The organism is Rhizobium sp. WYCCWR 11146 (assembly GCF_013591995.1).
Taxonomy (GTDB): Bacteria; Pseudomonadota; Alphaproteobacteria; order Rhizobiales; family Rhizobiaceae; genus Rhizobium; species Rhizobium indicum.
Window position 1 is genome coordinate 233,554 of sequence record NZ_JACCEY010000015.1, and the last position, 24,577, is coordinate 258,130.

The 24,577-nt window shown below is 61.0% G+C and carries 20 protein-coding genes; 14 read left to right on the top strand and 6 right to left on the bottom strand.

Features of this window, described 5'->3' with window-relative positions:
- Position 1 precedes the first annotated feature (1 nt).
- The 3 genes from HX899_RS09815 (at position 2) to HX899_RS09825 (ending at position 2,855) form a co-directional block, all read left to right on the top strand.
- Positions 2 to 904, top strand: a complete 903-nt coding sequence (locus HX899_RS09815; RefSeq protein ID WP_181292348.1) for a proline iminopeptidase-family hydrolase — start codon at positions 2 to 4, stop codon at positions 902 to 904.
- A 93-nt stretch (positions 905 to 997) separates the two neighbouring features.
- Entirely contained in the window at positions 998 to 1,855 is an 858-nt protein-coding gene (locus tag HX899_RS09820; RefSeq protein ID WP_181292349.1) for a helix-turn-helix domain-containing protein, read from the top strand.
- 94 nt (positions 1,856 to 1,949) lie between these two features.
- Positions 1,950 to 2,855, top strand: coding sequence for an NAD(P)H-binding protein (locus HX899_RS09825; protein WP_181292350.1), 906 nt, complete (start codon positions 1,950 to 1,952; stop codon positions 2,853 to 2,855).
- Positions 2,856 to 2,894: 39 nt separating this feature from the next.
- Here the strand turns inward: HX899_RS09825 and HX899_RS09830 are convergent, their stop codons facing one another.
- The 6 genes from HX899_RS09830 to HX899_RS09855 form a co-directional block, all read right to left on the bottom strand.
- Positions 2,895 to 3,806, bottom strand: a complete 912-nt coding sequence (locus tag HX899_RS09830; protein WP_181292351.1) for an acetamidase/formamidase family protein — start codon at positions 3,804 to 3,806, stop codon at positions 2,895 to 2,897.
- Between the two features lie 332 nt (positions 3,807 to 4,138).
- Positions 4,139 to 5,407 carry a serine hydroxymethyltransferase gene (gene glyA / locus HX899_RS09835; protein WP_181292352.1) on the bottom strand — a complete coding sequence of 423 codons (1,269 nt, stop codon included), beginning with the start codon at positions 5,405 to 5,407 and terminating at the stop codon, positions 4,139 to 4,141.
- A 12-nt stretch (positions 5,408 to 5,419) separates the two neighbouring features.
- A complete protein-coding gene (soxG, locus tag HX899_RS09840; RefSeq protein WP_138334146.1) occupies positions 5,420 to 5,980 on the bottom strand; it encodes a sarcosine oxidase subunit gamma family protein in 561 nt (186 codons plus the stop codon).
- 13 nt (positions 5,981 to 5,993) lie between these two features.
- Positions 5,994 to 8,984, bottom strand: a complete 2,991-nt coding sequence (locus HX899_RS09845) for a sarcosine oxidase subunit alpha (protein WP_138334148.1) — start codon at positions 8,982 to 8,984, stop codon at positions 5,994 to 5,996.
- Positions 8,981 to 9,301, bottom strand: coding sequence for a sarcosine oxidase subunit delta (locus tag HX899_RS09850; protein WP_138334150.1), 321 nt, complete (start codon positions 9,299 to 9,301; stop codon positions 8,981 to 8,983). The genes HX899_RS09845 and HX899_RS09850 overlap by 4 nt, the downstream gene beginning before the upstream one ends.
- Before the next feature lie 11 nt (positions 9,302 to 9,312).
- A complete protein-coding gene (locus HX899_RS09855; protein ID WP_062941726.1) occupies positions 9,313 to 10,566 on the bottom strand; it encodes a sarcosine oxidase subunit beta family protein in 1,254 nt (417 codons plus the stop codon).
- A 97-nt stretch (positions 10,567 to 10,663) separates the two neighbouring features.
- Between HX899_RS09855 and HX899_RS09860 the strand changes: the two genes are divergently transcribed.
- From HX899_RS09860 to HX899_RS09910, 11 genes are all read left to right on the top strand, one after another.
- Entirely contained in the window at positions 10,664 to 11,695 is a 1,032-nt protein-coding gene (locus tag HX899_RS09860; protein ID WP_138334304.1) for a GlxA family transcriptional regulator, read from the top strand.
- A 299-nt stretch (positions 11,696 to 11,994) separates the two neighbouring features.
- Positions 11,995 to 12,705 (top strand): GntR family transcriptional regulator, encoded by a 711-nt coding sequence (locus tag HX899_RS09865; RefSeq protein WP_138334152.1) that lies wholly within the window; start codon positions 11,995 to 11,997, stop codon positions 12,703 to 12,705.
- A complete protein-coding gene (locus HX899_RS09870; RefSeq protein ID WP_181292353.1) occupies positions 12,702 to 13,613 on the top strand; it encodes a dihydrodipicolinate synthase family protein in 912 nt (303 codons plus the stop codon). The genes HX899_RS09865 and HX899_RS09870 overlap by 4 nt, the downstream gene beginning before the upstream one ends.
- The gene (locus tag HX899_RS09875) at positions 13,606 to 15,123 is read left to right on the top strand and encodes an aldehyde dehydrogenase (protein ID WP_181292354.1); all 1,518 of its coding nucleotides are present in this window, start codon (positions 13,606 to 13,608) and stop codon (positions 15,121 to 15,123) included. Before HX899_RS09870 ends, HX899_RS09875 begins: the two co-directional genes overlap by 8 nt.
- A complete protein-coding gene (locus tag HX899_RS09880; protein ID WP_138389895.1) occupies positions 15,120 to 16,466 on the top strand; it encodes an FAD-binding oxidoreductase in 1,347 nt (448 codons plus the stop codon). Before HX899_RS09875 ends, HX899_RS09880 begins: the two co-directional genes overlap by 4 nt.
- Before the next feature lie 80 nt (positions 16,467 to 16,546).
- Positions 16,547 to 17,398 (top strand): glycine betaine ABC transporter substrate-binding protein, encoded by an 852-nt coding sequence (locus HX899_RS09885; RefSeq protein WP_062941731.1) that lies wholly within the window; start codon positions 16,547 to 16,549, stop codon positions 17,396 to 17,398.
- A gap of 90 nt (positions 17,399 to 17,488) precedes the next feature.
- Complete coding sequence (locus HX899_RS09890; RefSeq protein WP_138334160.1) at positions 17,489 to 18,577, top strand: glycine betaine/L-proline ABC transporter ATP-binding protein; 1,089 nt, start codon at positions 17,489 to 17,491, stop codon at positions 18,575 to 18,577.
- 12 nt (positions 18,578 to 18,589) lie between these two features.
- Entirely contained in the window at positions 18,590 to 19,438 is an 849-nt protein-coding gene (locus HX899_RS09895) for a proline/glycine betaine ABC transporter permease (protein WP_138334161.1), read from the top strand.
- Positions 19,435 to 20,283: a proline/glycine betaine ABC transporter permease gene (locus HX899_RS09900; protein ID WP_180196318.1), complete on the top strand. Its 849-nt coding sequence runs from the start codon at positions 19,435 to 19,437 to the stop codon at positions 20,281 to 20,283. The genes HX899_RS09895 and HX899_RS09900 overlap by 4 nt, the downstream gene beginning before the upstream one ends.
- A gap of 22 nt (positions 20,284 to 20,305) precedes the next feature.
- Entirely contained in the window at positions 20,306 to 21,304 is a 999-nt protein-coding gene (locus HX899_RS09905) for a 4-hydroxyproline epimerase (protein WP_138334163.1), read from the top strand.
- A 190-nt stretch (positions 21,305 to 21,494) separates the two neighbouring features.
- Complete coding sequence (locus HX899_RS09910; RefSeq protein ID WP_181292355.1) at positions 21,495 to 24,470, top strand: NAD(P)-dependent oxidoreductase; 2,976 nt, start codon at positions 21,495 to 21,497, stop codon at positions 24,468 to 24,470.
- Positions 24,471 to 24,577: the final 107 nt, after the last annotated feature.

Sequence of the window (24,577 nt, forward strand, 5' to 3'; positions counted from 1 at the left end):
CGTGGGCGAAGTCACGACCAACGAAGCCTATCTGCCCTTTCGCGACTATCGCACCTGGTATCGCGTCACCGGTTCGCTGGACAGCGGCAAGCTGCCTCTCGTCGTCGCCCATGGCGGACCGGGCTGCACCCATGATTATGTCGATTCCTTCAAGGATATCGCCGCCCTCGACGGTCGTCCGGTCATCCATTACGACCAGCTCGGCAACGGCAACTCCACCCGCCTTCCGGAAAAGGGCCCGGATTTCTGGACGGTCGGCCTGTTTCTCGAGGAGCTGGACGCGCTGCTTTCCCATCTCGGCATTCAGCATCGTTACGCCTTCCTCGGCCAGTCCTGGGGCGGCATGCTTGGTGCCGAACATGCGGTGCGCCGGCCGCAAGGCCTGAATGCACTTGTTATCGCCAACTCGCCGGCCAACATGCACACCTGGGTTTCGGAGGCGAACCGGCTGAGGCAGGAACTGCCGAAAGAGGTGCAGGACACGCTGCTGAAGCACGAACTGGCGGGAAGCCTCACCGATCCGGAATATATCGCCGCCTCGCGTGTCTTCTATGACCGCCATGTCTGCCGGGTGGTGCCGTGGCCGCCTGAAGTGGCGCGGACCTTCGCGATCATGGACGAGGACAACACGGTCTACCGTAACATGAACGGCCCGACCGAATTTCACGTCATCGGCACCATGAAGGACTGGACGATCGAGAACAGGCTCGACCGCATCGAAGCCCCGACGCTGCTGATCTCGGGAAAATACGACGAGGCGACACCCTTGGTGGTAAGGCCTTATCTCGAACGCGTTCCGGGCTGCGAATGGGTGCTCTTCGAAAATTCCAGCCACATGCCGCATGTCGAGGAAAAGCAGCTTTGCCTGGCGACCGTTTCTGGTTTCCTGTCGCGGCACGATTGAGAAAACTCGCCCGCGCCGGCTACACCGTTTCTTGCCGCGGCAGTGGCGCTTGCGATAGTCTCCGTCCCATTCAAGAGCGAATGGAACGGGCCGATGAACGATTATCCGCAAACAGAAAGCGCGACAATCCTCGCAACCAGCAAGGGCCGTGCCTGGCGCGGTCTGGAGGCCGAGCTTTTGCGCATTCCGCCCGGCCGCACGCATATTTCAGGCACGCCCTATCATCGCCTCGGAATCCATGTCGGCCGACCGGTGCGGGCGCAATGCCGCTGTGACGGGCGGGAGCATCGCCGACTGCAGAAGCATGGCGATATCGACGTGGTGCCAGCCGGCCTCGATGGCGTCTGGGAGGACGACCGCGAATGCATGATCCTGCGGCTGAAGATCAGCAAGGATCTTTTCCATCGGGCTGCCATCGACCTCGGCCGCGATCCCGCGACGGCAATCGTGCCGCAATTTCAACTCCGCGATCCGCGGCTCGAGGCAATCGTCTGGGCCTTGAAGGCGGAACTCGAGGCGGATGTGCCGTCCGACAATCTCTATGCTGATACGCTGGCGACAGCCTTGGCGCTCCGTCTGGTCGAGGCGGGCAGCGGCAGCTCTCGCCCAGTGTATAGCGGCAGAGCGCTCTCGCCCCGTCAGAAGCGGATGCTTGCCGACTACATCGAAGACAATCTCGATATGCCGCTTTCCCTTGCCGAACTGGCCGGTCTTGCCAGACTGAGCCTCTCGCATCTGAAGACGCAGTTTCGACACAGTTTCGGCATGCCGCCGCATCAGTATGTGCTGCACCGCCGGGTGGCTCGCGTCGAGGTGCTGATCCGGAGCTCCGACCTGCCCTTGAGCCAGATCGCGCTTGAGGCCGGCTTCGCGCATCAAAGCCATATGGCAAACAGCATGAAGCGGCTGCTTGGCATCAGCCCCGGCACCATCGCCCGCCTGCGTAATTGACGAAAAGTGGCCGATCCTGCAACAGATCGGCTGAATGCGCAGGCAATGCCCCTGGCGGCAGTACATCTTCCTTCGACAGCGAACAGAGGAAGGAATGATCATGTTTGTCATCTTCGGCGCCACCGGCAAGGTCGGCAAGGCAACGATAACAAGGCTTCGGGCCGAGGGCGCACCCGTCAGGGCGGTGCTCCGTGATCCCGCCAAGGCTGCGCCCCTTGCGGCACTCGGATGCGAGATCGCTATGGCCGAGGTCGGCGATGTCGAAGCCATGGCCGCCGCGATGAAAGATGCGACGGCTGTACAGCTCATCTGCCCGATCGATCCGCGCGCCGCCGATGCCAGCCGCCAGATGCTGCAGTCGATCGAGCGGATGGCGCAGGCGATCGATGCCGCCCGGCCGCCGCGCATCTTGGCGATCTCGGATTACGGCGCGCATCTGACGATCGATACCGGCATTACCAGCTTGTTCCGCGCGATGGAGGAGCGGTTCCGGCGCTGCAGCACCAGGGTGAGCTTCCTGCGTTCGGCTGAACATATGGAAAACTGGGCACGCTACCTGAAGATCGCCGGCAAGACCGGCGTGATGCCGAGCATGCACCAGCCGCTGGAACGATCCTTCCCGACCGTCTCCGCCGCCGATATCGGCGATATGGCCGCCGACCTTCTGCTGGTTGACCAGGATCATGGCCCTTCGCCGCGGATCGTCCATGGCGAGGGGCCGCGCGAATACACGGCGCTTGAGATCGCTGCGGCCGTGGGGCGGTTATCGACTCGGCGCGTCGTCGCACACGAACTGCCGCGTGCCGATTGGCCGGCAACGTTGATCCGCGCAGGACTTTCGGAAAGTTACGCCGATCTGATCGTCAGGCTCGGCGATGCGCACAACAAAGGTCTGATCGGAGCGGAAGCCGGCGTCGGTGAAATCCGCCGTGGCCGCACGGGGCTTTCCGCTGCCCTTGAACCATTTCGTCCCGACATCCGGCAGGCTGTGTCGCGATAGCCTCAATCACACATGGGGAGGAGTCCTGCCGGGGACCCTCTATCGGCGAACCAGCCATTTCTTGGCAACACGGCAAGCCATCGTATAGGCCGGATCGAAGACATTGCCGACATCATAGCGCACCACCTGGCCGAGCAGATGGCTGGCCGCCGTTCTGTCCAGGCCGTAATCCGCTGCCAGCCAATTCAACATTTCGCTGGTGGCGTGCTGGAGCGCCTGATCGAGGGGCCGGGCGTTGCCGATGGTGAAGATGTCTTCGGCCGTTTCTCCGCGCGGCCAGACCAGTCCGGCCTTCTTTTCCACCGTCAGCCGTACCGTGACCTCGAATGTCGTCTCGACGCCGGTTCCGACGATTTCGCCATCCCCTTGCACGGCATGGCAGTCGCCGAGAAAGAACAAGGCGCCGGGGGCCGCTACGGGTAAGCGGACCGTGGTGCCGGGGCCGAACAACCGATAATCCATGTTGCCGCCATATTCGCCGCTGGTTGCGGTCGATATCGCCTGGCCGAGGCTGGGCGCCACGCCGAAACAGCCGATCATCGGGGCGAGGGGCAGAACGAAATTTTCAAGACCTGCAACCGGTTCGGAAAGCCGGACGGTCAGTGCTTCGCGGTCGATCGCCCAGATGGCGATATCGCGCGGCGGCAGGTCACGAACCGCCTCGGGATCGACCACATTGGCCGCGACGACGCTACGGGTGAAACCCGTGTCCCTGGTCGGGATCATGCTGATGATCTCGACCTTCAGCGCATCCCCGGGCTCAGCACCTTCCACGAAGATCGGGCCGTTCATCGGATTGGGGCCGGATGCCTGCTTGATGCCGTCCTTGTCATGCCCAGCGGCGTCGAGCGTCTCGGTGACGACGGTATCGCCGTCGGCGATGTGCAGGGCCGGCGAAAGAGAGCCGATGACATTGTGAAAGCTCGTCGGAATGAAGCGGTGAGTGGTCATGAAAGTACAGCTCTCGCTCGTTTCGAATGTCATGAGCCTGCGGCTGAACTGCCCGGCGGAGAGAGTGCGAGACTACTGCATAATTCCGTAAATCGGAATCGATTTACGGATAAAATTATGCAGCAATTCAAAGTGCTACAGCGCCGCTGTAGATCGGAGATTGTCGGCAATGCCAATATCCGCGGCACCACGCAATTCCGGTGTCGGCCTGCGCCGAGATTCCTTTCGACACCGCCCGTGCGTTTCATGCAGAAATCGCGCGGCGGCATCTATTGGGCCATCCTATATCAGGATGAGGGACCAATCCCGATCGCGAGGACCGAAGGGATCATTTATGAACCATAGATCGGAAACGCCTCGCACAAAGCGCAGACTTGTGTGCGCACCTCCGCCTCGGACTCGGCGATGCCCTCCGGGTTCTGCGACAGCGCATCGATAACAGTCAGGATCAGCACGCCGATCTTTTCGAACTCGGCTTCACGGAAGCCGCGCGTGGTTCCGGCCGAACTCCCCAAACGAATACCTGAGGTAACGAATGGCTTTTCCGGATCGTTCGGGATTGCATTCTTGTTGCAGGTCAGGCCCGCGCGTTCCAGCGCAATTTCAGCCACCTTGCCGGTTACGCCTTTCGGGCGCAGATCAACCAGGACCATGTGACTGTCCGTACCACCCGAAACGATCCCGAGGCCACCGTCCTTCAGAACTCTTGCCAGGGCTTGGGCATTGGAGATGACCTGGCCGGCGTAATCGGCAAACTCAGGCCGCAGCGCTTCACCAAATGCCACGGCCTTGGCAGCAATGACATGCATCAGAGGGCCGCCCTGATTGCCGGGGAACACAGCGGAGTTCAGTTTCTTCGCCAGTTCGGCATCATTGGTCAGGATGACACCCCCGCGCGGCCCGCGCAGGGTCTTATGGGTGGTCGAGGTGACGATATGGGCGTGGGGTACCGGATTTGGGTATTTGCCGCCTGCGATCAGACCGGCGTAGTGGGCCATGTCGACCATCAAATGGGCCCCGACCTCGTCCGCGATCTTGCGGAACCCGGCAAAGTCGATCTGGCGAGGATAGGCCGAGGCACCTGCGACGATCAACTTTGGCTTCGTCTCCAGAGCCTTTTCGCGGACCTTTTCCATGTCGATGAGATGTGTGTCGGCATCGACTTCATAGGAGACCACATCGAACCATTTACCCGACATGGTCACCGGCGATCCGTGGGTGAGGTGCCCGCCATGGGCGAGCGACAGACCCATGATCCGATCTCCGGGCTGCAGAAGCGCAAGGAAGACCGCTTGATTGGCCTGCGCGCCGGAATGCGGCTGCACATTCGCGAATTCTGCTCCGAAGAGCTGCTTCAGCCGGTCGATGGCCAACTGCTCGACCTTGTCGACGAATTCGCAGCCGCCGTAGTAGCGTTTCCCTGGGTAGCCCTCGGCATATTTGTTTGTCAGCACCGATCCTTGCGCCGCCAGAACGTCCCGAGAAACGATGTTCTCCGAAGCGATCAGCTCGATCTGGGTCTTCTGCCGCTCAAGTTCTTCGGCGATGGCGCTGGCAACCGCCACGTCGGAAACGGTGGCTTGTGACAAACGGTCAAACATTGGATTTTCCTTTCAGGATAAGGCGATTTCTGCAGCAAGTTCCTTGCTGCCGATTTCAAACAGATGGCCGAGGTGCGGTGCGAAACTATTCCAGATGTCCATACGGAAGCGGTCCCCGGAATCGCGCCACAAGATCACCGTCGTTCCGTCGCAAACCGTCCTGCGACCCTCACCGACCGGGATGATCTCGATGTCGCGGGCGCAGCCGAGCGCCAGCAGCTCCACCGCTTTCGGGCCCTCGATCTCAAGCGTGATCTCACGCCCTGAAATATCGACAAGGCTGTGGGGATGCTCGACATAGATTGCGTCACAGGCGGCAATAAGCCCAGTCACCTCACCGACGGGGACGAGGATCGTCCATTCGTCGGGACCTAGCCGGATGACTTCGGTTTCGCCGGCGATGACGCGCCGGCCGATCCGATCAGGAAGCGTCAGACCGAGAGCCTTGTTCAGCGCCGCAGGGTCGCCGCGGGAGCGCAGCGACAACCGTCCCCGCTCCGGCAAGACTGCGACCCGTACGGCTCCGGTTTCGACCAGGACGCCGGGTGTCAGAGAAGAAATCTGCGTGCTCATCTTCATCTCCGGGTCAGATTTTCAGGCGGGTGTTTTCGGGATCGACAAACACGGTCCCGGCAATTTTCGCGGCAATGGTGCGGTCGGGCATCGGGATGTAGACCGTCTCTCCAATCCGGTCGTGGCCTCCCTCGACAAGCGCCAGCGCGATCGGCTGGCTGGCTGCGTCCGAATGATAGGAAGAGGTCACATGCCCCACCATCGTCATCGGAATTGCCTGCTTCGGGTCGAAGACGATCTGCGCTCCTTCTTCCAGCTTCGAGCGATCCTCGGTGAGAAGGCCGACAAGCTGCCTGCGGCCTTTGGCCACCAAATCCGGGCGCGCTAAGCCACGCTTGCCGACAAAATCCGGCTTGTTCTTGCCCACGGCCCAGCCCATACCCGCATCATAGGGCGTGACGGTGCCGTCAGTATCCTGACCAACGATGATGTAGCCCTTTTCGGCTCGCAGAACGTGCATCGTTTCGGTGCCATAGGCGGTGATGCCATATGACTGGCCTGCTTCCCAGAGCGTCTCCCATAGCCTGCGCCCGAGAGGCGCGGGCACGTTGACCTCGAAGCCGATCTCGCCGGTAAAGCTGACACGGAACAGTCGTGCAGGCATCCCGGCGACGGTGCATTCGACGCAGGACATATGCGGGAAGGCTTCCTCCGTCAGTTCGATCCCCTCGACCAGCGGCGCCAGCAGTTTGGCCGCATTCGGACCATTCAGCGCAACGGTCGACCATTGTTCGGTGGTCGAGGTCAGCCAGACGTTGAGGTCGGGCCATTCGGTTTGGAGGTAGTCTTCCATCATATTCATCACACGCGCCGCGCCGCCGGTGGTGGTTGTGACGTGGAAGCGATCCTCGGTCATGCGGCCGATGACACCATCGTCACGGATAAAACCGTCATCGCCCAAAAGCAGACCGTAGCGGCATCGCCCCGGCGCAAGCTTCGACCAGGGGTTGGTGTACATACGGTTCATGAATTCGACCGCATCGGGACCTGCGACCTCGATCTTGCCGAGAGTCGATGCATCGAAGATGCCGAGGCTTTTGCGCACGGCCCGGCATTCACGGCTCACGGCAGCGTCCATATCCTCGCCCGGCTTCGGAAAATACCAAGCGCGGCGCCACTGTCCGACCGGCTCGTAAACCGCGCCATTCGCTTCGGCCCACGAGTCGATCTGCGTTTTGCGGGTGACCTCGAAATGAACGCCGCGATGATAACCTGCAAAAGCTCCGAAGGTCGTCGGCGTATAGGGCGGACGGAAGGTGGTCAGACCGACCTCGGGCTGGCGTCTGCCGAGCGCATCGGCAGCGATGTTCAGACCGTTGATATTCGACATTTTTCCCTGATCGGTCGCCATGCCGTTGGTCGTGTAGCGCTTGACATGCTCGATGGATCGCATGCCCTCGCGGACGGCCAGACGCAGGTCCTTGGCGGTCACGTCGTTCTGGTAGTCGACGAAAGCCTTGGCCTTGCCCGGATTGCGATCGGTCGGCAGCTCCGTGTGTGACACGCCAGTGCCGGTCCGGTCATGATCTACGGCATAGCCGATCGACGCACCGGTTTTGCCGAGGGCGGCAGCGATCTCGCGACCGCGCTCCGCGCCATCTTTCAATGCCGCTTCGATGCCCCAGAGCCCTCGTCCGGCTCCAGCGATCACGCAATCCTCGCGGGTGAGCGCCGGCAGGAAGGTCGTGCGTTCGTCGTCCCATGCGATCTTGCCCTGGGTATGCGAAAAAAGATGCAAGGAGGGCGTCCAGCCGCCCGACATCAGTACGGCATCGCATTTGATCCTGTGCCCCGAGTGGACCGTCTTGCCATCGACCCGGCTCACGCCGACCGAGTTGACGCGCAGACGCCCCGAAGTCGACGTTACCGTATGAGACAGCTTGACCGGAATTCCCAAGGCGCGGGCTTCATTCACCAGCTCCTCCCGTACGTTGTTACGGGTATCTACGATCGCCTGGACGCGGGCGCCCGCGCCGTGAAGATCGAAGGCTGCGTACCACGCGCTGTCATGGCTGGTGACGACGACAGGCATATTGCCGACCCTGACGCCATACCGGTTCAGATAGGTTTGGGCCGCACCGGCCAGCATCACACCCGGACGGTCGTTGCCATGGAAGACCAGCGGCTTTTCAAGCGCACCCTGCGCCAGCACGACCTGGCGCGCCCGCACCCGCCACAGGCGTTCGCGTGGCGTATCTTTGGGCGGGGCCTCGAGGTGATCGGTCAAACGTTGGCACAAGCCGATCATGTTCTGGTGGTAATAGGCGATTGCTGTGGTCCGGGTCATGATTTTGACGCCCAGATCATCGAGAGCTTTCAACTCGGCAGCCAGCCAGTCCCATGCCGGGCGTCCGTCGATATGGGCCTGCGGCTCGGACAGAAGCGTACCGCCGGCTTCACCGTTTTCGTCCACGACGACGACCTTCAGGCCATCGACCGCCGCCGCGCGCGCTGCCGCCAGCCCCGCCGGTCCGGCGCCGACGATCAAGACGTCGCAATGCATGTTGCGAGACGCATAGGTGTCCGGATCCGTCTCCTTGGGAGACACGCCCAAACCGGCGGCCGCACGGATGAAGGGCTCATAGACCTTGTTCCAGAAACTCTTGGGCCACATGAACGTCTTGTAGTAGAAGCCTGCCGAAAACAGCATGTAGGCGGCGTCGTTGACCGCCCCCACGTCGAATTTCAAGCTGGGATACTTGTTCTGTGAGTTGGTTTCGAGCCCGTTCCAGATTTCCTGAACGGTAGCGCGGGTATTCGGCTCGAAGCGGCCGGGGCCGCGCCGCGTGCCGATCAGCGCATTGGGCTCCTCCGAACCCGCGGCAATAGGGCCGCGTGGACGGTGATATTTGAACGACCGCCCCATCAGATGAACGCCGTTCGCCAGGAGCGCGGAGGCTACCGTGTCGCCCTTTGCGCCGTGATAAGCCTTGCCGTCGAAGATGAAGACAACAGGACGTCCGGTGTCTACTCGGCCGCGACCCGAAACGCGATACTGGTTCATTTCAGCACCTCCGAACCGGCTGGCAGGCCGGGCAATGTAGCAAGATCGGGGCGCAGCTCGCCCGCTGCATAGGTTGTCAGGAACCGATCGCTGACCGTGTCGCGCACCGCGTTGAAAAACCGGCCGCAACCATGCAGGTGCCGCCAGCGTTCGTAGTGCGGGCCTTTGACGTTGGCGCGGATAAACAGAAACTCCTCCCACTGCTCGTCGGACTGTGACGAAGGATCGGACGCGCGAACGATGTGGGCCTGGCCGGCGTAGGTGAACTCCGCCTCGGGCAGGGTTTCATTGCAGTAAGGGCAACGGATCAGCAGCATCAGTTATGTCCTCAATGTGCTACGGCGGCGGCGGCGGCTTCGTCGATCAGGCGGCCGGAACGGAAGCGTTCAAGCGTGAAGGGCGCATTGATCGGATGCGGTTCGTTTTTCGCGATGGTCCAGGCGAAGGTGTGCGCCGCTCCCGGCGTGGCCTTGAAACCGCCGGTGCCCCAGCCGCAATTGACGTACAGCCCGGGAACCGGTGTCTTACCGAGAATAGCCGAGCGATCGGGTGTGACATCGACGATGCCGCCCCATTTTCGCAGCATCCGCATGCGGTTGAAGATGGGAAAGATCTCGACGATGGCGGCGATCGTATGCTCGATCAGCGGCAGTCCTCCACGTTGCGAGTAGGACGTGTACTGATCGGTCCCCGATCCAATGACCAGTTCGCCTTTGTCTGACTGGCTGATATAGGCGTGGACCGCATTCGACATCACCACGCACGGGAAAATTGGCTTGATCGGCTCGGAAACCAATGCCTGCAGTGGGTAGCTCTCCAGCGGCAACCGCACCCCAGCGGTTTCCATGACGACCGAGGTATGGCCGGCCGCCGAGACCGCAACCTTTTTTGCCTTGATAAATCCCTTGGCCGTTTCGACGCCGGCGACCGAACCGTCGGCGTTGCGGCGGATCCCGGTGACCGGGCAGTTCTCGATGATATCAACGCCTCTCGCCGCTGCACCGCGCGCATATCCCCAGGCGACGGCGTCGTGACGGGCTGTGCCAGCCCTCTCTTGAAGGGCGGCGCCCATCACCGGGTAACGGGCGTTGGGTGACAGATCCAGGGGAGGGCAATATTCCTTGGCCTCTTCCTTGGTCAGCCATCGGTTGTCGACACCGTTCAGCCGATTTGCATGAATATGCCGCTTGAAGCTCTGAACGTCATGCACGGTATGAGCCAGCATGAGGCAGCCTCGACGCGAATACATGACGTTGTAGTTAAGCTCCTGGCTCAGCCCTTCCCAAAGATCAACCGCGTGATCGTAAAGGCGCGCACTCTCGTCATAAAGATAGTTGGAACGGATGATCGTCGTATTGCGACCGGTGTTACCACCGCCAAGCCAGCCCTTGTCGATGACGGCGACGTTGGTAATGCCGTGCTGGCTGGCAAGGTAATAAGCGGCCCCCAGGCCGTGGCCGCCGGCGCCGACGATGACAACGTCATATTCGGCTTTTGGCTCTTTCTGCGGCCATTGCTCATCCCAGTGCTTATGCCCGGTCAGTGCATGCCGCAAGAGATTGAGTGCGTTGAAGCGCGTCATGGCGTGCCTGCTTGTTGGAGATATGGTGGCCTGGAACGTAGAGAGATTTCACGACGCACGTCTGGACAATTGCGTCGCTTTGATTGAATATTTGCGCATGATCGCGCCTCGCACCAAAAAGCGCCTGAGTGTCGCTTTTCTTCTTGCCGACCGGTTCACGCTCTCGGCCTTCGCGAATTTTGTCGATGTGCTTCGCCTCGCCGCCGACGAGGCTGACCGCTCCCGGCCTATTCTATGCGAATGGACCGTTCTGTCGGACGACATGAACAGCGTGCAGTCGAGTTGCGGCGTCAAGGTGCAACCGGATACGCGTCTTAAACATGCGGAACGATATGATTACATCGTGGTCGTTGGCGGGCTGATCGGCGACAAGAGCGCGCTCACAGCCGAGGCAATCCGTTTTCTGAAGAGCTCCGCCGAAATCGGCGTCCCGATCATTGGGTTGTGCACAGGCGTCTTCATCCTGCATGAGGCAGGATTGCTCGACGGTTATCGATGCTGCGTCAGCTGGTTTCATCATCAGGATTTTCTTGACCGATTCAGCGCAGAGCAATTGGTCGCCGACCAGATTTTCGTCATCGACCGCGATCGGCTCACATGTTCTGGAGGTCACGGGGCAGCCCATCTGGCGGCTTTCCTGGTTGAGCGGCACGTGGGCCAGTCTGCCGCCATTAAAAGCCTGAACATCATGATGATCGACAACGCGTTAAGCGGAGAAAAGCCGCAGCCGGGTCAACAAACAAGGCGCATAGCGAGCGATCCGCTGGTGAAGAAAACAATCCTGCGCATGCAGCAAAATATCGAAGTACCGAAGACGGTCATCGACCTGGCGGACGAGCTTGGCGTCGGACGACGGGGGCTCGAGCGGCGGTTCCTGACGGATCTGAAGATCAGTCCGGCCAAGCTCTATCTCGAACTCCGGCTGGATCGAGTGCTTTCGCTTTTGCGCACCACGGACTGGACGATCACGCAGATTGCGATGGCCACAGGGTTCTGTGACGCGCCACACCTGTCCCGGGCCCTGAGTGCTGAGCATGGGTTCACGCCGGGGGAATATCGCAAGGCGCAAGGCGGGCGCTCGACCAGCGCCGAGGAATTCGCCGTCGGCGTTCTTCTCCCGAAATCCTGATCCAGAGACTTCGCTCCCGACCATGGGAAAGCCAAAGCCAGCTATGCCGTTCCAATCGGTCGCTGGCGAAAACGGCATGAACGCGTCGATGCACATCACCACATTCGCGCGCAAAAACCGACGTCCGTAGGGCATTTCGGTCGCTCTAACGCGGCGAGAAAGGAGTGTATTTTCTTATAACAATCACTGTATACTCAGTTTATACATTTTTATTGACTCATGTCTCGGCCCATGCAAACCTGACTTTACTGGCGCAGATCATGTGATCTGCCCGACACGGCGATGTGCAGGAGGTTTACGTGAGAAGCGGCAAAAACGATCTATACGACGATCTCAAGCGGCAGATACTGACGATGGAGCTCGACCCCGATCAGGATCTGGACGAGGTAGGCTTGAGCGAGCAGTACGGGCTTTCGCGCACGCCGGTTCGGGAAATCTTCCGACGTCTCGAAGGCGAGGGCTACGTCGACATCCGGGCGAACCGCGGCGCGCGCGTCATCCCGATGAACCACCAGACGCTCAGGCACTTCTTTCTGGTCGCGCCGATGATCTACGCAGCGATCGGTCGCCTCGCCGTCCAGAACTTCAAGCCGAAGCAGCTCGGAAACCTTAAGGACACGCAGGAACGCTTCCGCACGGCAAGTGTGTCCGGCGACGCTCTCGCGATGGTGCTGGAGAACAACCGGTTCCACGAGATCATCGGCGAGATGTCGGCCAACGCCTATCTGCAGCCGAGCCTCGGCCGCCTGCTCATCGACCACGCGCGGATCGGCCACACCTTCTTCCGGCCGCGCAACGACGACATGCGCCAGCGGCTGCAATTGGCGGTCGAACATCACGACGGCTTCATCTCCGCCATCGGTGCCCACGATGAGGACGCGGTCGTCGACCTGGTGTTCGAACATTGGGAATTGTCGCGGGAGAACATGGAGATGTTCATTGCGCCACAGGGAATGAAGGCTGACGCACTCGTCGAAGTGCCCGCCGCAGCGATGGAGAAATCGTCTTGAAATTCGAAGGTATCTACACTCCGGCGGTGACCCCGCTAAACCCGGATGGGCAAATAGACAGGCCAGCATTCGCCGCCATACTGGAATCGCTGATCGGAGCGAAGGTCCATGGCATCATCGTTGGCGGTTCGACCGGCGAGTATTATGCGCAGAGCGCCCAGGAACGTTTTGAGCTGGCCGCCTATGCCAAGAATGTCATCGGCACACGCCTGCCGCTCATCATCGGAACGGGTGCGACGCGGACGGAAGACTCCGTCGAATACGCCAAGGCCGCGAAGGAAATCGGCGCCGATGCTATCCTGGTGTCGTCCCCTCCGTATGCGCTGCCCACCGAGCGCGAGAATGCCGTTCACGCGCTCACCATCGACCGTGCAGCCAACATGCCAATCATGCTCTACAACTATCCGGCCCGCATGGGCGTCGTGATGGGCGAAGAATATTTCGCCCGCGTGGGCAAATCGAAGAACGTCGTCGCCATTAAGGAAAGCTCCGGCGACATGGCCAATCTCCATTTGCTGGCCCGCAAGTTCCCGCACATCTCGCTGTCCTGCGGCTGGGACGACCAGGCGCTCGAATTCTTCGCCTGGGGTGCAAAGAGCTGGGTCTGCGCCGGCTCGAACTTCCTTCCGCTTGAACACGTGGCTCTCTACGAAGCCTGCGTGAACGAGAAGAATTTCGACAAGGGCCGCGCCATCATGACCGCGATGCTGCCGCTGATGGATTTCCTCGAATGCGGGAAGTTCGTCCAGTCGATCAAGCACGGTTGCGAACTGATCGGTCTCAGCACGGGGCCGGTTCGCGCGCCGCTTCGCCCGCTCAAATCGGAAGAAAAAAGAACCCTCCAGACTGTCGTTACCACCTTGAAGCGCACGGTCGCCCAGATCACGTCGGGAGCAAATCATGCATGAACCTTTGACAGCCGCCGAATACAAGGCAATTGCCGCAAGCCTCCAACTGGCCACCAACGCCTTCATCGATGGCGCCTTCCGTCCGGCGAATTCGGGAAAGACGTTCAAAACAACCAATCCTGCGACCGGCGACCTCCTGGCCGAGATCGCAGCCTGTGACGCAAGCGATGTGGATGATGCTGTCGCCAAAGCCAGGCAGTCCTTCGACGATGGCCGCTGGCACCTTCAGTCTCCCGGCGAGAGGAAAGCCGTTCTCCTCAGATTCGCCAAGCTCCTTGAAGAAAATCGCCATGAGCTCGCCGTCATGGAGAGCATCGACAGCGGTAAGCCGGTTCGCGAATGCCAGACCGTCGATATTCCGGATACCATCCACACCATTCGTTGGCACGCCGAACTGATCGACAAGCTCTACGACAACACCAATCCTGTGGGACCAAATGCGTTGACCATGGTGGTGCGCGAGCCCATCGGCGTCGTCGGCTGCGTTCTACCCTGGAACTTTCCCCTGCTGATGCTGGCCTGGAAGATCGGTCCGGCGCTTGCAGCGGGCTGCTCGGTGATCATCAAGCCAGCCCAGGAAACCACGCTGACGACGCTTCGTGTCGCCGAGCTTGCCCATGAGGCGGGTATTCCGGCTGGCGTTCTCAACGTCGTCACGGGAAGCGGCAAGGATGTCGGCGAACCGCTCGGCATGCACATGGACGTCGATATGGTGGCCTTCACCGGATCGACGCCGACCGGCCGGCGTTTCCTGCGATATGCAGCAGACAGCAATCTTAAGAAAGTCGTCCTCGAATGCGGCGGTAAAAACCCGGCGGTCGTGCTGGACGACGCCGAAGACCTGGATCTCGTTGCCGAACAGGTGGTCAACGGTGCCTTCTGGAACATGGGCGAGAATTGCTCGGCGACATCGCGGCTTATCGTCCACTCCAAGATCAAGGACGAACTGCTCGAGCGCATCGGTGCCTATATGCGCGAATGGAGGACGGGCGACCCGCTCGACCCTGACAACCGCATCGGCGCACTGGTCAGCAAAAATCACTTCGAGAAGGTGAAGTCGTTCCTCGACGACGCAAAGGCGGAAAAGCTGGAGATCGCTCATGGGGGAGAAACCCAGAAGGGCATCTTCATCGAGCCGACGGTGGTTGATGGCGTCACGCCGCAGAGCCGGCTTTTCAGGGAAGAGATTTTCGGACCCATCCTGTCGGTCACGACCTTCAATTCCCTCGACGAGGCCGTGGCGCTCGCCAACGACACGAATTATGGCCTGACGGCATCGGTCTACACCGGCAGCCTGCGCAAGGCGATCAGGCTCTCGCGCGAAATCCGCGCTGGACTGGTCACCGTCAATTGCTTCGGCGAGGGTGACGCGACCACCCCGTTCGGCGGTTACAAGGAGTCGGGTTTCGGCGGACGCGACAAGTCGATCTTTGCCCACGACAACTATTGCGAACTGAAGACGATCTGGATCGACATCTCGGAACGCTCGGTGGACGAGACGATCCGATGATCACCAAGTCCGTCAAACGCTTGCCGGTCGAAAACGGCATCTCGGGTTGGGAGGCGATCAGTCGACGTTCGTTTCCGATCCGAAGCCTCGATGGCAACGTGACCGCGGACTGGCTGATCGTCGGCGCGGGCTTTGCGGGCCTTTCCGCCGCCCGTCGTCTGCTCGAACTGCGTCCGGACGACAAGATTGTCATTTTGGACGCGAGCGAATTGGGGAAGGGGACGTCGGGTCGCAATTCCGGCTTCATGATCGACGTCCCGCACACCCTTTCATCCAGTGAATATTCGAGCGGCGGCTTGAACGCCACTCGTTTGGAGATGGAGCAGAACCGTTCCGCGATAGCCTTCGCCAAACAGGCGGCGGAAGAATACGGAATGTCTCGCGAGACGTTTGATCCGGCCGGAAAGATCAACGCTGCGGCCACGGCGAGGGGCCTGAAGCTGAACCAGAGCTTCGGAGAATCGCTGACCGGTGCAGGCGAAAAGCACAGCTATCTCGACGCCGCGGATATGCGCGAGATCACCGGAACGGAATTCTATCGCGGTGGAATCTATACGCCGGGGGCGGTGCTGATCCAGCCCGCCGATTACATCCGGAGCTTCGCCCAAGGGCTCTCCGGCAGGGTGGATATCTTCGAGCGCTCTCCCGTCACGTCGTTGAAGCGGGAAAACGGCACCTGGATTGCAACGTCCCCTTGCGGCAAGGTCGTCGCCCCGAAGGTTATCCTGGGCGTCAACGGACATATCGACGACTTCGGCCATTATCGCGGTCGTCTGATGCATATCTTCGCCTATGCCTCGATGACTGCCCCTTTCTCCGACGACGACATCGGCCGCAAGGCGTCGGGACGGGAGAGATGGGCATTGCTTCCGGCGGATGCGATGGGAGCTACGGTCCGTAAGATCTCCTCTTCAGGCCAGTCCCGGATCGTGATCCGGACCAAGTATACTTACGAAACGAAGGTGGCCGTGACCGAACGGCGGATGGCGAAGATGGCCAAGGCCCATCGGGCTTCGCTCGATGCGCGCTTTCCCGCCCTCGAGGGCATACCGTTCGAACATAGCTGGGCCGGGCGCCTTTGCCTGAGCCTGAACCACGTGCCCGCCTTCGGCGAGATCGAAGAAGGGCTTTACTCCGCCTGCTGCGAAAACGGGCTGGGTACCGTGAAGAGCACGCTCGCCGGCATGATGGCGGCGGAACTGGCGACCGGGACCACGTCCCGGCATCTCGAACAATACATGGATCACCCCGAGCCGTCCCGGCTTCCACCCGAGCCCATCGCATGGCTGGGCATCAATTCGGTGATCCGTTTGCAGGAATTGCGTGCAGGCCGCGAGGGATGATCCCTTGCCGCGCAATCTGAAGACTGAGGCGACCCGCCGGTTTTCAACGAGAATGGGAACGTAAGAAGAGGAAAACAACAATGAAGGCTTTGTGGAAAGCGCTCTGCGCTGCGGCAATGGTCGGGATGACCATGACGTCCGCTCAGGCGGAGGAAAAAAGCATCACGATCGGAACGATGTCGTGGGAGGATCTCACGCCGATCACCGGCATTACCAAGAAGGTTCTGGAAGACAAGGGCTACACCGTCAAGGTCGTGCCGTTCTCCGAGTGGGGCATCGCCTATGCTGCTCTGACCAAGGGCGACATCCAGATGCTCGCCTCGCAGACGGACTACGTCGCCCAGGATTACTGGGACAAGAACAAGAACCGCCTCGAGAAAATCTCCCCGGTTTCTCATGGTCTGTTCCAGGGCGTCGCCGTGCCGAAATACGTGCCGATCGACTCCATGGAGCAGCTCAACGAAAACGCCGACAAATTTGGCGGCAAGATCGTCGGCATCGAGCCGGGTTCCGGTCTGATGCGCGACACCAGCAACTCGGTCAAGGAATATGACCTCAAGCTCCAACTGGTCGAAGGCAGCACGGCTGCCATGACTGCCGCCCTTAAGTCGGCGGTCGACCGCAAGGAATGGATCGCCGTTACCATCTGGGAACCGTCCTGGATGATGCAGAAATACGACGTCAAGTTCCTCCAGGACCCCAAGGGTGTCTTCCCGCCGCCGCAGAGCTACTACTGGATCGGCAAGAAAGGCTTCTCTGCCGACTATCCGCATGCGCGTGAAGTCATCGCCAGCATTTACGTTCCGCTTGCCGATATCACTGCCATGAACAGCGCAGTCAACGACGGCAAGACCATGGATGAGGCCATTGCAGCGTGGACCGAAAGCCACGCCGATCTCATCAAGCGCTGGGAAAACATCAAGAGCGAGTGACGCCAACCGCGGGTCGCCACGGTCGGCGGCCCGCATCCTCTACCATGGACGAGCAACAGGCCAGCATCAGACCGGCCCGCGGGGAACGAAATGAACACTGCGATGAATGACTCCAACGAAGTATTGGTCGACTGCCAGAACGTCTGGAAAATCTTCGGCGGCCGGGCGTCGGCGGCCGTCAAGGCCGTCTCCGATCGAGGATTGTCCAAGACCCAAATCCTGCAAGAGTTCGACTGCGTGGTCGGGGTGTCCGGTGCCAGTTTGCAGGTCCGACGTGGCGAAATCTTCTGCATCATGGGGCTTTCGGGCAGCGGCAAGTCGACGCTTATTCGCCTTCTCAACCGCCTTATCGAGCCGAGTCTCGGCAAGATCACGGTGAAAGGCAAGGAGATCGCCAAGCTCAATCCCGCCGAACTCCGTGACATGCGCGCGCGCAATATCGGTATGGTCTTCCAGAGCGTAGCGCTCCTTCCCAACAGAACGGTCATCGAGAATGCCGCATTCGGCCTTGAGGTTCGCGGAGTTCCCAAAGTTGAGCGCGAGAAGACGGCACGGGCCGCACTCGACAAGGTAGGTCTTTCTGACTGGACCTCCCGGTATCCATCCGAGCTGTCAGGCGGCATGCAGCAACGCGTCGGTCTTGCGCGCGCGCTTGCTGCCGATCCTGAAATCATCTTGATGGACGAACCCTTCAGCGCTCTCGACCCGCTCATCCGCCGGCAGCTCCAGGATGAATTCAGACAGCTGACGAAGTCGCTCGGCAAGTCGGCAGTCTTCATCACCCACGATCTCGAAGAAGCTATTCGCATCGGTGACCGGATTGCAATCATGAAGGACGGCGTGATCGTGCAGGTCGGCACGGCCGAGGAAATTGTCACGAAACCTGCGGACGACTACGTTTCCGATTTCGTCGCGGGCATTTCCCGGATCCACCTGGTAAAGGCGCATTCGGTGATGTTTCCCGTCGCCGAGTTCAAAGCCGCGCAGCCGCACTGCGACGTCGAAACGCTTCTCAAGACCTCGCCCGAGGCCGATATCGGCGAACTCATCGATCTCACCATGCAGTCCGACCGTGACGCCGTGGCAGTCGTCGAGAACGGAGCCGTTATCGGTGTCGTCACCACCCGCGGCTTGCTTCGCGGCGTAGCCGGAGCGCCTCTCGGAGAGATGCCAGCTTAAGGGAGAAGGCGAATGGACACCTCGGTCATAACGGATACTTTCGATACCTGGACGGATGATGCTCTCAGCTGGATCAGCGACAACGGCGAGTGGCTGTTCGAGTTCCTGCGGTCGGTCCTCGAAGGCACCTATGCAGGCATTCTCTGGCTGCTTCAACTGCCGCCTTTCTACGTTGTCGCAATCATCGTGGCGCTGCTGAGCTGGCGGCTGATAAATTTGACATCCGGCATTCTCGCTGGCATCGCGATCATGGTCTGCGCGATCATGGGGCTGTGGACCGAAACCATGAGCACCCTGGCGCTCGTGGCAACAGCGACCATCCTCGCCCTTGCCGTGGGCATCCCCATCGGCATCGTCGCGGGCTTCGTCAAATCCTTCGACAGGTTCCTCGAGCCGATGCTCGACCTGATCCAGACCCTGCCGCCCTATATCTATCTGCTTCCCGCAATCGCGCTGCTGGGTTATGGCCCTGCGACGGCGCTTGTAGCCACCGTCATCGTTGCGATGCCGCCGGCGATCCGCCTTACGTCGCTTGGTATCCGCATGACGCCGCGCGAGTTCATCGAGCTTGGACAGGCGAGTGGCCTGACACCGTGGCAGATGTTTACCAAGATCAGACTGCCGTTCGCCATTCCGAGTGTGATGGCCGGCATAAACCAGAGCCTGATGATGGCCTTCGGCATGGTCGTGATCGCCGGCATCGTCGGCTCCGGCGGCTTGGGCGAGACGATCTACGGGGCGGTTCGCACGCTTGATATCGCTACCTCTATAAACGCTGCGATTGCCATCGTCATCCTGACCATGGTTCTCGACAGACTCACGCAAAGCGCTGCGCATCATGCGAAGGCAGGTGTAAGATGAACGCTGATCTTTTCCGGTTCTCGCCGGGCGCCTACCTCGCTCCGGTGGTCGATTGGCTCAACACCAATTTCCACCCCTTCTTTGATGCCGTGACGAAGTTCATCGAGGCTGTGCTCGGCGGAATTGAAGCTGTCCTGCTCTATCCGCCGGCTTACGCGGTGATCGTCGTGGTCGTGCTTCTTGCAGCATTCCTCATCAACCTCAGGGTTTCGATCGTGGCGGCTGTCGCACTCATGTTCTGCTTCTTGACGGGGCTTTGGATTGCGTCGATACAGACGCTGGCTCTGGTTACCGTCGCGGTCATCATTTCAGTGGCAATCGCCTTTCCGCTCGGCGTGATCGCGTCGCGTTACAGAAAATTCGAAGCCGCCATCCGGCCGGTGCTCGATATCATGCAAACCGTGCCGCCATGGGTCTATCTCATCCCCGCCGTCATGATCTTCAGTCTGGGCCGTGTCCCGGCGATCATCGCCACCATCGTCTATGGTGTTCCGCCAATGCTGCGTCTGACGACGCTGGCGTTCAAACAGGTTCCCAAGGATCTTCTGGAACTCGGCCAGGCCACTGGTGCCCCGCCCCGGGCGATCCTGTTCAAGATCGAAATCCCTTCCGCCACACCGACGCTTCTGGTCGGCCTCAACCAGTGCATCCTCCTCTCCCTTGCAATGGTCGTGCTGGCCGGACTTGTCGGAGCAGGGGGCCTCGGTGCCGAAGTCACCCGCGGGCTGACGCGCATGGAAATGGGGTTGGGTCTGAGGGCAGGACTGGCCATCGTCGCGGTCGCTATCCTTCTCGACCGCCTGTCGAAGGGCGCCTTGCAGGGCCGCCGCAATCTTGGCGTGTAAGGCCTGATCGAAAGGAAAACTCATGCGTCGCAGCTTCTTCTGTATCGACTCCCATACTTGCGGCAATCCCGTGCGATTGGTCGCAGGCGGCGGCCCGATGCTGCCGCATCTCCCGATCGCCGAGCGCCGCGAGCTTTTCGTCCGCGACCATGATTGGGTTCGCCAAGCCTTGATGTTCGAGCCCCGCGGCCATGACATCATGTCGGGCGCGATCATCTATCCCGCCTACCGCGAGGATTGTGATTTCGCGGTGATCTTCATCGAGGTCAGCGGTTGCTTACCAATGTGCGGGGCGGGCACTATCGGACTTGTCACCGCCGCAATCGAGGAGGGGCTGGTGACGCCTCGCATCCCAGGTCGGCTGTCCATCGAGACGCCGGCGGGAAGGGTCGATATCTCCTACGACAAGCCTGGCGAATTTGTCGAATCCGTCCGTATGTTCAACGTCGCGAGCTATCTCCATGCGGCGGATGTCGAAGTCGACGTCGCGGGTCTGGGAAAGCTGGTGGTCGACATTGCCTATGGCGGCAATTTTTATGCGGTCGTCGAGCCGCAGGACGCTTGGCAGGGCCTTGATGGCATGACGGCTGCAGACATCGTCGATCTCAGCCGTAAGCTGCGCGACGCGCTGGCCACGATCTGCGATCCGGTGCACCCCGAAGACGAAAGAATAGGCGGGCTCCATCATGCTCTTTGGTGCGACAATGTGAGTGGGCCGGATGCCGACGGACGCGGCGCGGTCTTCTACGGCGACAAGGCGATCGACCGCTCGCCGGGCGGCACCGGAACATCGGCGCGCATGGCGCAGCTACACGGCAAAGGACGGCTGCGTCCTGGAGACACGTTCCGCCAGCAGAGCCTGATCGGCACCGTGTTTGAAGGCCGCGTCGAGGCAGAGACCATGGTCGGCCCGTTCAAGGGCATCAAGCCAAGCGTCGGCGGCTGGGCTAGAATCATCGGGCACAACACAATATTCGTCGATGACCGCGATCCGCTGGCGCACGGTTTCCAGATAGTTTGATTGGACGCAAGTATCGGGTGGCATAATCGGTGATGCAGGCTGGCCCGGATCTGCCGTACCCAAAGCGCTGATCGGTCGCGCTATCCAAACGTCGCGAATGGCGCCGGACGGGGCGCTTTGAGTTCTTCTTCCGGGCAAGGCCGCTCCTACAATGCCTTGCCCACCTTCCTTTCAATCCGATAGGCAGATCATGACAAATATCGAGCAGATGCAGGAACAGCGACTTGAAGCGCTCCGACTGACGAAGTCGGGATCACCGAAGCTGCCGTCCAATCCGTTTTTCGGCGTCGGTCCGATCACGGATGCGACCACCGACGAAGTGGATAGCCGCCTGCGGCGCATCGCTTTCGATACATGGATCGAGAAGACCTATCGCAAGTTCGACGACAAGGGCAACGATATCGGCGGCTTCACCACCGCCGAAATTACCCGCAGCATGCACCGCGGCTACCCGGCGGATAAAATTCTGACCGACATGATGCGGGCGATCCACCGCTATTTCCACTTCCCGAAGGCGAACCGGATGGCTGTGGGACTCGGCGGCGGTCACAGTGGCTATACCGTCTGCGTCCAGCACCTGATGAACGCCAACGACGCCTCGCAGCGCGTCTACGTCGATACGCCGCGCCCGGAAAGCGATCCGGCCCGCGCGGCAGGCTTCTTCCGTCAGTCCTGGGCCACACAGCTCATCGAGATGCAGCGCTTCGCCGAAAAGGGCTGCGAAAGCCGCATTCATTTTGCCGCCTCCGAGGGTGTGATTCCGACGGCCGCCGAGCTTTCCGCTCTCGGCGTGTCGATCTTCGTCGGCGTCGGCCACGAGACGACCGGCGCCAATGCCTATACCAGCCGTGAGATCCACGAGCTGCTGAACTGGATCGATGGCGATCCGGCAAACCGCCATGCAGTGTTCGACGCGACGTCGATGCTGGGCGCCATGCCTTGGGAGCCCGAGCTGGTCGATGCCGTAATGGCGAAATGCTGCTTGTTCATGCCGTTCCAGAAGGCGATCGGCGGGGTGTCGGGGTATTTCGTCGCCTCCTTCACACCGCATGCTTTGGCGCTCGTGGAGAAAAACCAGCAGGATCCGTCCTGGGCGATCCCGCGCCAGCTCAAGATCGCGCCGCCGATCGATGCCCGGCAGCCGCTTTCAGCCAAGCGATCCGTGGATGCCGGGCCGTTTTACGATGCAGCGGAAGACCGCATGCTCGGCGGCGTCATCAATACCTACAGCGCGCTTGCCTTTGCCGAAACCACCTTCGGCCTCCTGCAGTCCGAGGCGCGGGTCGGCTCGGTGGTCGAGCTCAACAAGCGGTCTGCGGCCAATCGGGCGGTGATCGACGGCTGGGTCGAGTCGCACCCGCTGTTTTCGCTCACCGTCACCGATGCCGAGCGGCGCGGCGCGGCGGTGACACTGTTAAAGGTGGAGGACGCCGGCATAACCGATCCTGCGATCCATGCCCGCATCATCGCTCGTTCGAAGCAACTGCTCGGCTATGAGGGCTTTACCCATCCGAACGACGCGTTCGAGCCCGGCCTCGACGCGGCGCGCTATGTCAACGCATTCCCGGGAACGCCCGGCGACTACCGCGCCTGGGTCGGCGGCATCCGCGAGCCGACCGATGTCGTCGCGCTGCTGGAGAACCTGCAATATGCCTATCTGCGCGCCAAGATCGTCGTGATCGAGGAGGAACTGGCAAAGCAGGGCGTCACGTTCGCGGCGCCTGTGAAGGCCGGCGCGATGGTCCGCAAGGACGATCCCGAACACGCCTATACGGTGCTGATCGCCGATCTGGTCGGCCTGCGCCTCGGCGCCGATGGGGAGCCCGACGACAGCGAGATCAGGACCTATGTCGAGGAAAAGGGCGGCGTCTTCCATGCCGGCCCGATCGACGACAGGGCGGCGCTGGAAAAGGGCCGCATCCATTTCTTCTACCAGCCAAATCTCAGCACCGAGGCCGAAATCCTGCCGCAGACGGACAAGGGCCAGTATGACGCGCTGATCGCGGCGGCGACCTTCATCCCGAAGGCTTCCGTCTTCCCGTTCGGCGGCGTGCGCATCGGCGCGGGTACCGGCAATATGGGCTCAGCCTCCTGGGGCGGCGGCAACGGCGAGGGCGGCGAGGCGCCTTTGATGAACACGCCCGGCATCAACAGTCGGGCGACCGCCCAGATGGCGGTGAAGGCGATCCTCAAGGTTGTTCCCGACCTGCCCGTCGACAGGCTGCACCAGATGGTCGCCAACGGCGACTTTGATACCGGGCGCCAGCTCAAGGATTTCCCGACCGCCAAGCTGGAGGGCCGGAAAATCGCCATTCTAGGCTACGGCAATATCGGTCGCGAAGTCGCCAAGCTCGCCAAGGCTTTCGGCATGAAGGTGGTGATCTACGCGCGCCAGCATCACCAGCGCTGGATCGAGTCGGAAGGCTTCGATTACGCCGCAAGTCCGGTTGAAGCGGCAACCGCCGCCGACGTGCTCTCCGTCCATATCGGTCTCGGCCGGCTGGATGCTGTGACAGGCGTTTACTCCAACGCAGGGGTGGTCGACACACAGGTTCTCGGCACGATGAACGATGGTGCGGTGCTGGTCAACTACGACCGGGGCGAGGTCGTCGATGCAGCGGCGCTCGACCGGGCGCTGTCATCAGGAAAGATTGCCCATGCGGCAATCGACGCGGATCTCTTCAAGGATGCAGAGACCGGCAAGCTCAGCGGACCGATGGTTCCCTATCTGCCGCTCGAAGAGCGCCATAAGGGCAAGCTGGAACTGCTGCCGCACGCCGCCGCCGATACCGACCATCCTTCTCGGGTGACCGGCGCCAAGCAGGCGGTCGATCAGATCTTCGATGTCATCCGCTTCAAGTCGGTCACCAATCTGAAGGGTGATCTGCCGGACGGGTACGTCTCGGCAGGCGGCCGCACACCGGCCGGAATCGGCAGGGTGACGAAGCGGGTGGTCAGCGAGATCAGCGGCAATTCGGAACTGCTGGACGAATTGCGGCGGACCTCGGAAAAGGTCGCGGCGATCGTCGGCGCGCTCTCCGTTGTCTCCGACGCGAGCCACCGCGACCGGATCGTCGATCGCTATACCGGTCTGCTGGCCGAAAATGCCGGCCGGCAGCGGGCGCTTCTCGAACAGCTTGGTCTCTACGGGCCGGCGGCGGAGTAAGCCGCGGTCATGCCCGGTGTGCGCCGCTCTTTTTCTGACCGAGCCGGCCGGCTATCTCATCCGGATCCCCCATGACGGCTAGTCTGAAGACGATGGTCGCACCTTAG

Bases quoted from the DNA above. Each gene is read 5' to 3' on its own strand.
- HX899_RS09845 (WP_138334148.1), bottom strand. From the start codon at position 8,984: ATGAACCAGTATCGCGTTTCGGGTCGCGGCCGAGTAGACACCGGACGT.
- HX899_RS09855 (WP_062941726.1), bottom strand. From the start codon at position 10,566: ATGACGCGCTTCAACGCACTCAATCTCTTGCGGCATGCACTGACCGGG.
- HX899_RS09900 (WP_180196318.1), top strand. From the start codon at position 19,435: ATGAACGCTGATCTTTTCCGGTTCTCGCCGGGCGCCTACCTCGCTCCG.
- HX899_RS09860 (WP_138334304.1), top strand. From the start codon at position 10,664: ATGATCGCGCCTCGCACCAAAAAGCGCCTGAGTGTCGCTTTTCTTCTT.
- HX899_RS09885 (WP_062941731.1), top strand. From the start codon at position 16,547: ATGAAGGCTTTGTGGAAAGCGCTCTGCGCTGCGGCAATGGTCGGGATG.
- glyA (WP_181292352.1), bottom strand. From the start codon at position 5,407: ATGTTTGACCGTTTGTCACAAGCCACCGTTTCCGACGTGGCGGTTGCC.
- HX899_RS09820 (WP_181292349.1), top strand. From the start codon at position 998: ATGAACGATTATCCGCAAACAGAAAGCGCGACAATCCTCGCAACCAGC.
- HX899_RS09850 (WP_138334150.1), bottom strand. From the start codon at position 9,301: ATGCTGCTGATCCGTTGCCCTTACTGCAATGAAACCCTGCCCGAGGCG.
- HX899_RS09910 (WP_181292355.1), top strand. From the start codon at position 21,495: ATGACAAATATCGAGCAGATGCAGGAACAGCGACTTGAAGCGCTCCGA.
- HX899_RS09895 (WP_138334161.1), top strand. From the start codon at position 18,590: ATGGACACCTCGGTCATAACGGATACTTTCGATACCTGGACGGATGAT.
- HX899_RS09880 (WP_138389895.1), top strand. From the start codon at position 15,120: ATGATCACCAAGTCCGTCAAACGCTTGCCGGTCGAAAACGGCATCTCG.
- HX899_RS09890 (WP_138334160.1), top strand. From the start codon at position 17,489: ATGAACACTGCGATGAATGACTCCAACGAAGTATTGGTCGACTGCCAG.
- soxG (WP_138334146.1), bottom strand. From the start codon at position 5,980: ATGAGCACGCAGATTTCTTCTCTGACACCCGGCGTCCTGGTCGAAACC.
- HX899_RS09825 (WP_181292350.1), top strand. From the start codon at position 1,950: ATGATCATGTTTGTCATCTTCGGCGCCACCGGCAAGGTCGGCAAGGCA.
- HX899_RS09875 (WP_181292354.1), top strand. From the start codon at position 13,606: ATGCATGAACCTTTGACAGCCGCCGAATACAAGGCAATTGCCGCAAGC.
- HX899_RS09905 (WP_138334163.1), top strand. From the start codon at position 20,306: ATGCGTCGCAGCTTCTTCTGTATCGACTCCCATACTTGCGGCAATCCC.
- HX899_RS09830 (WP_181292351.1), bottom strand. From the start codon at position 3,806: ATGACCACTCACCGCTTCATTCCGACGAGCTTTCACAATGTCATCGGC.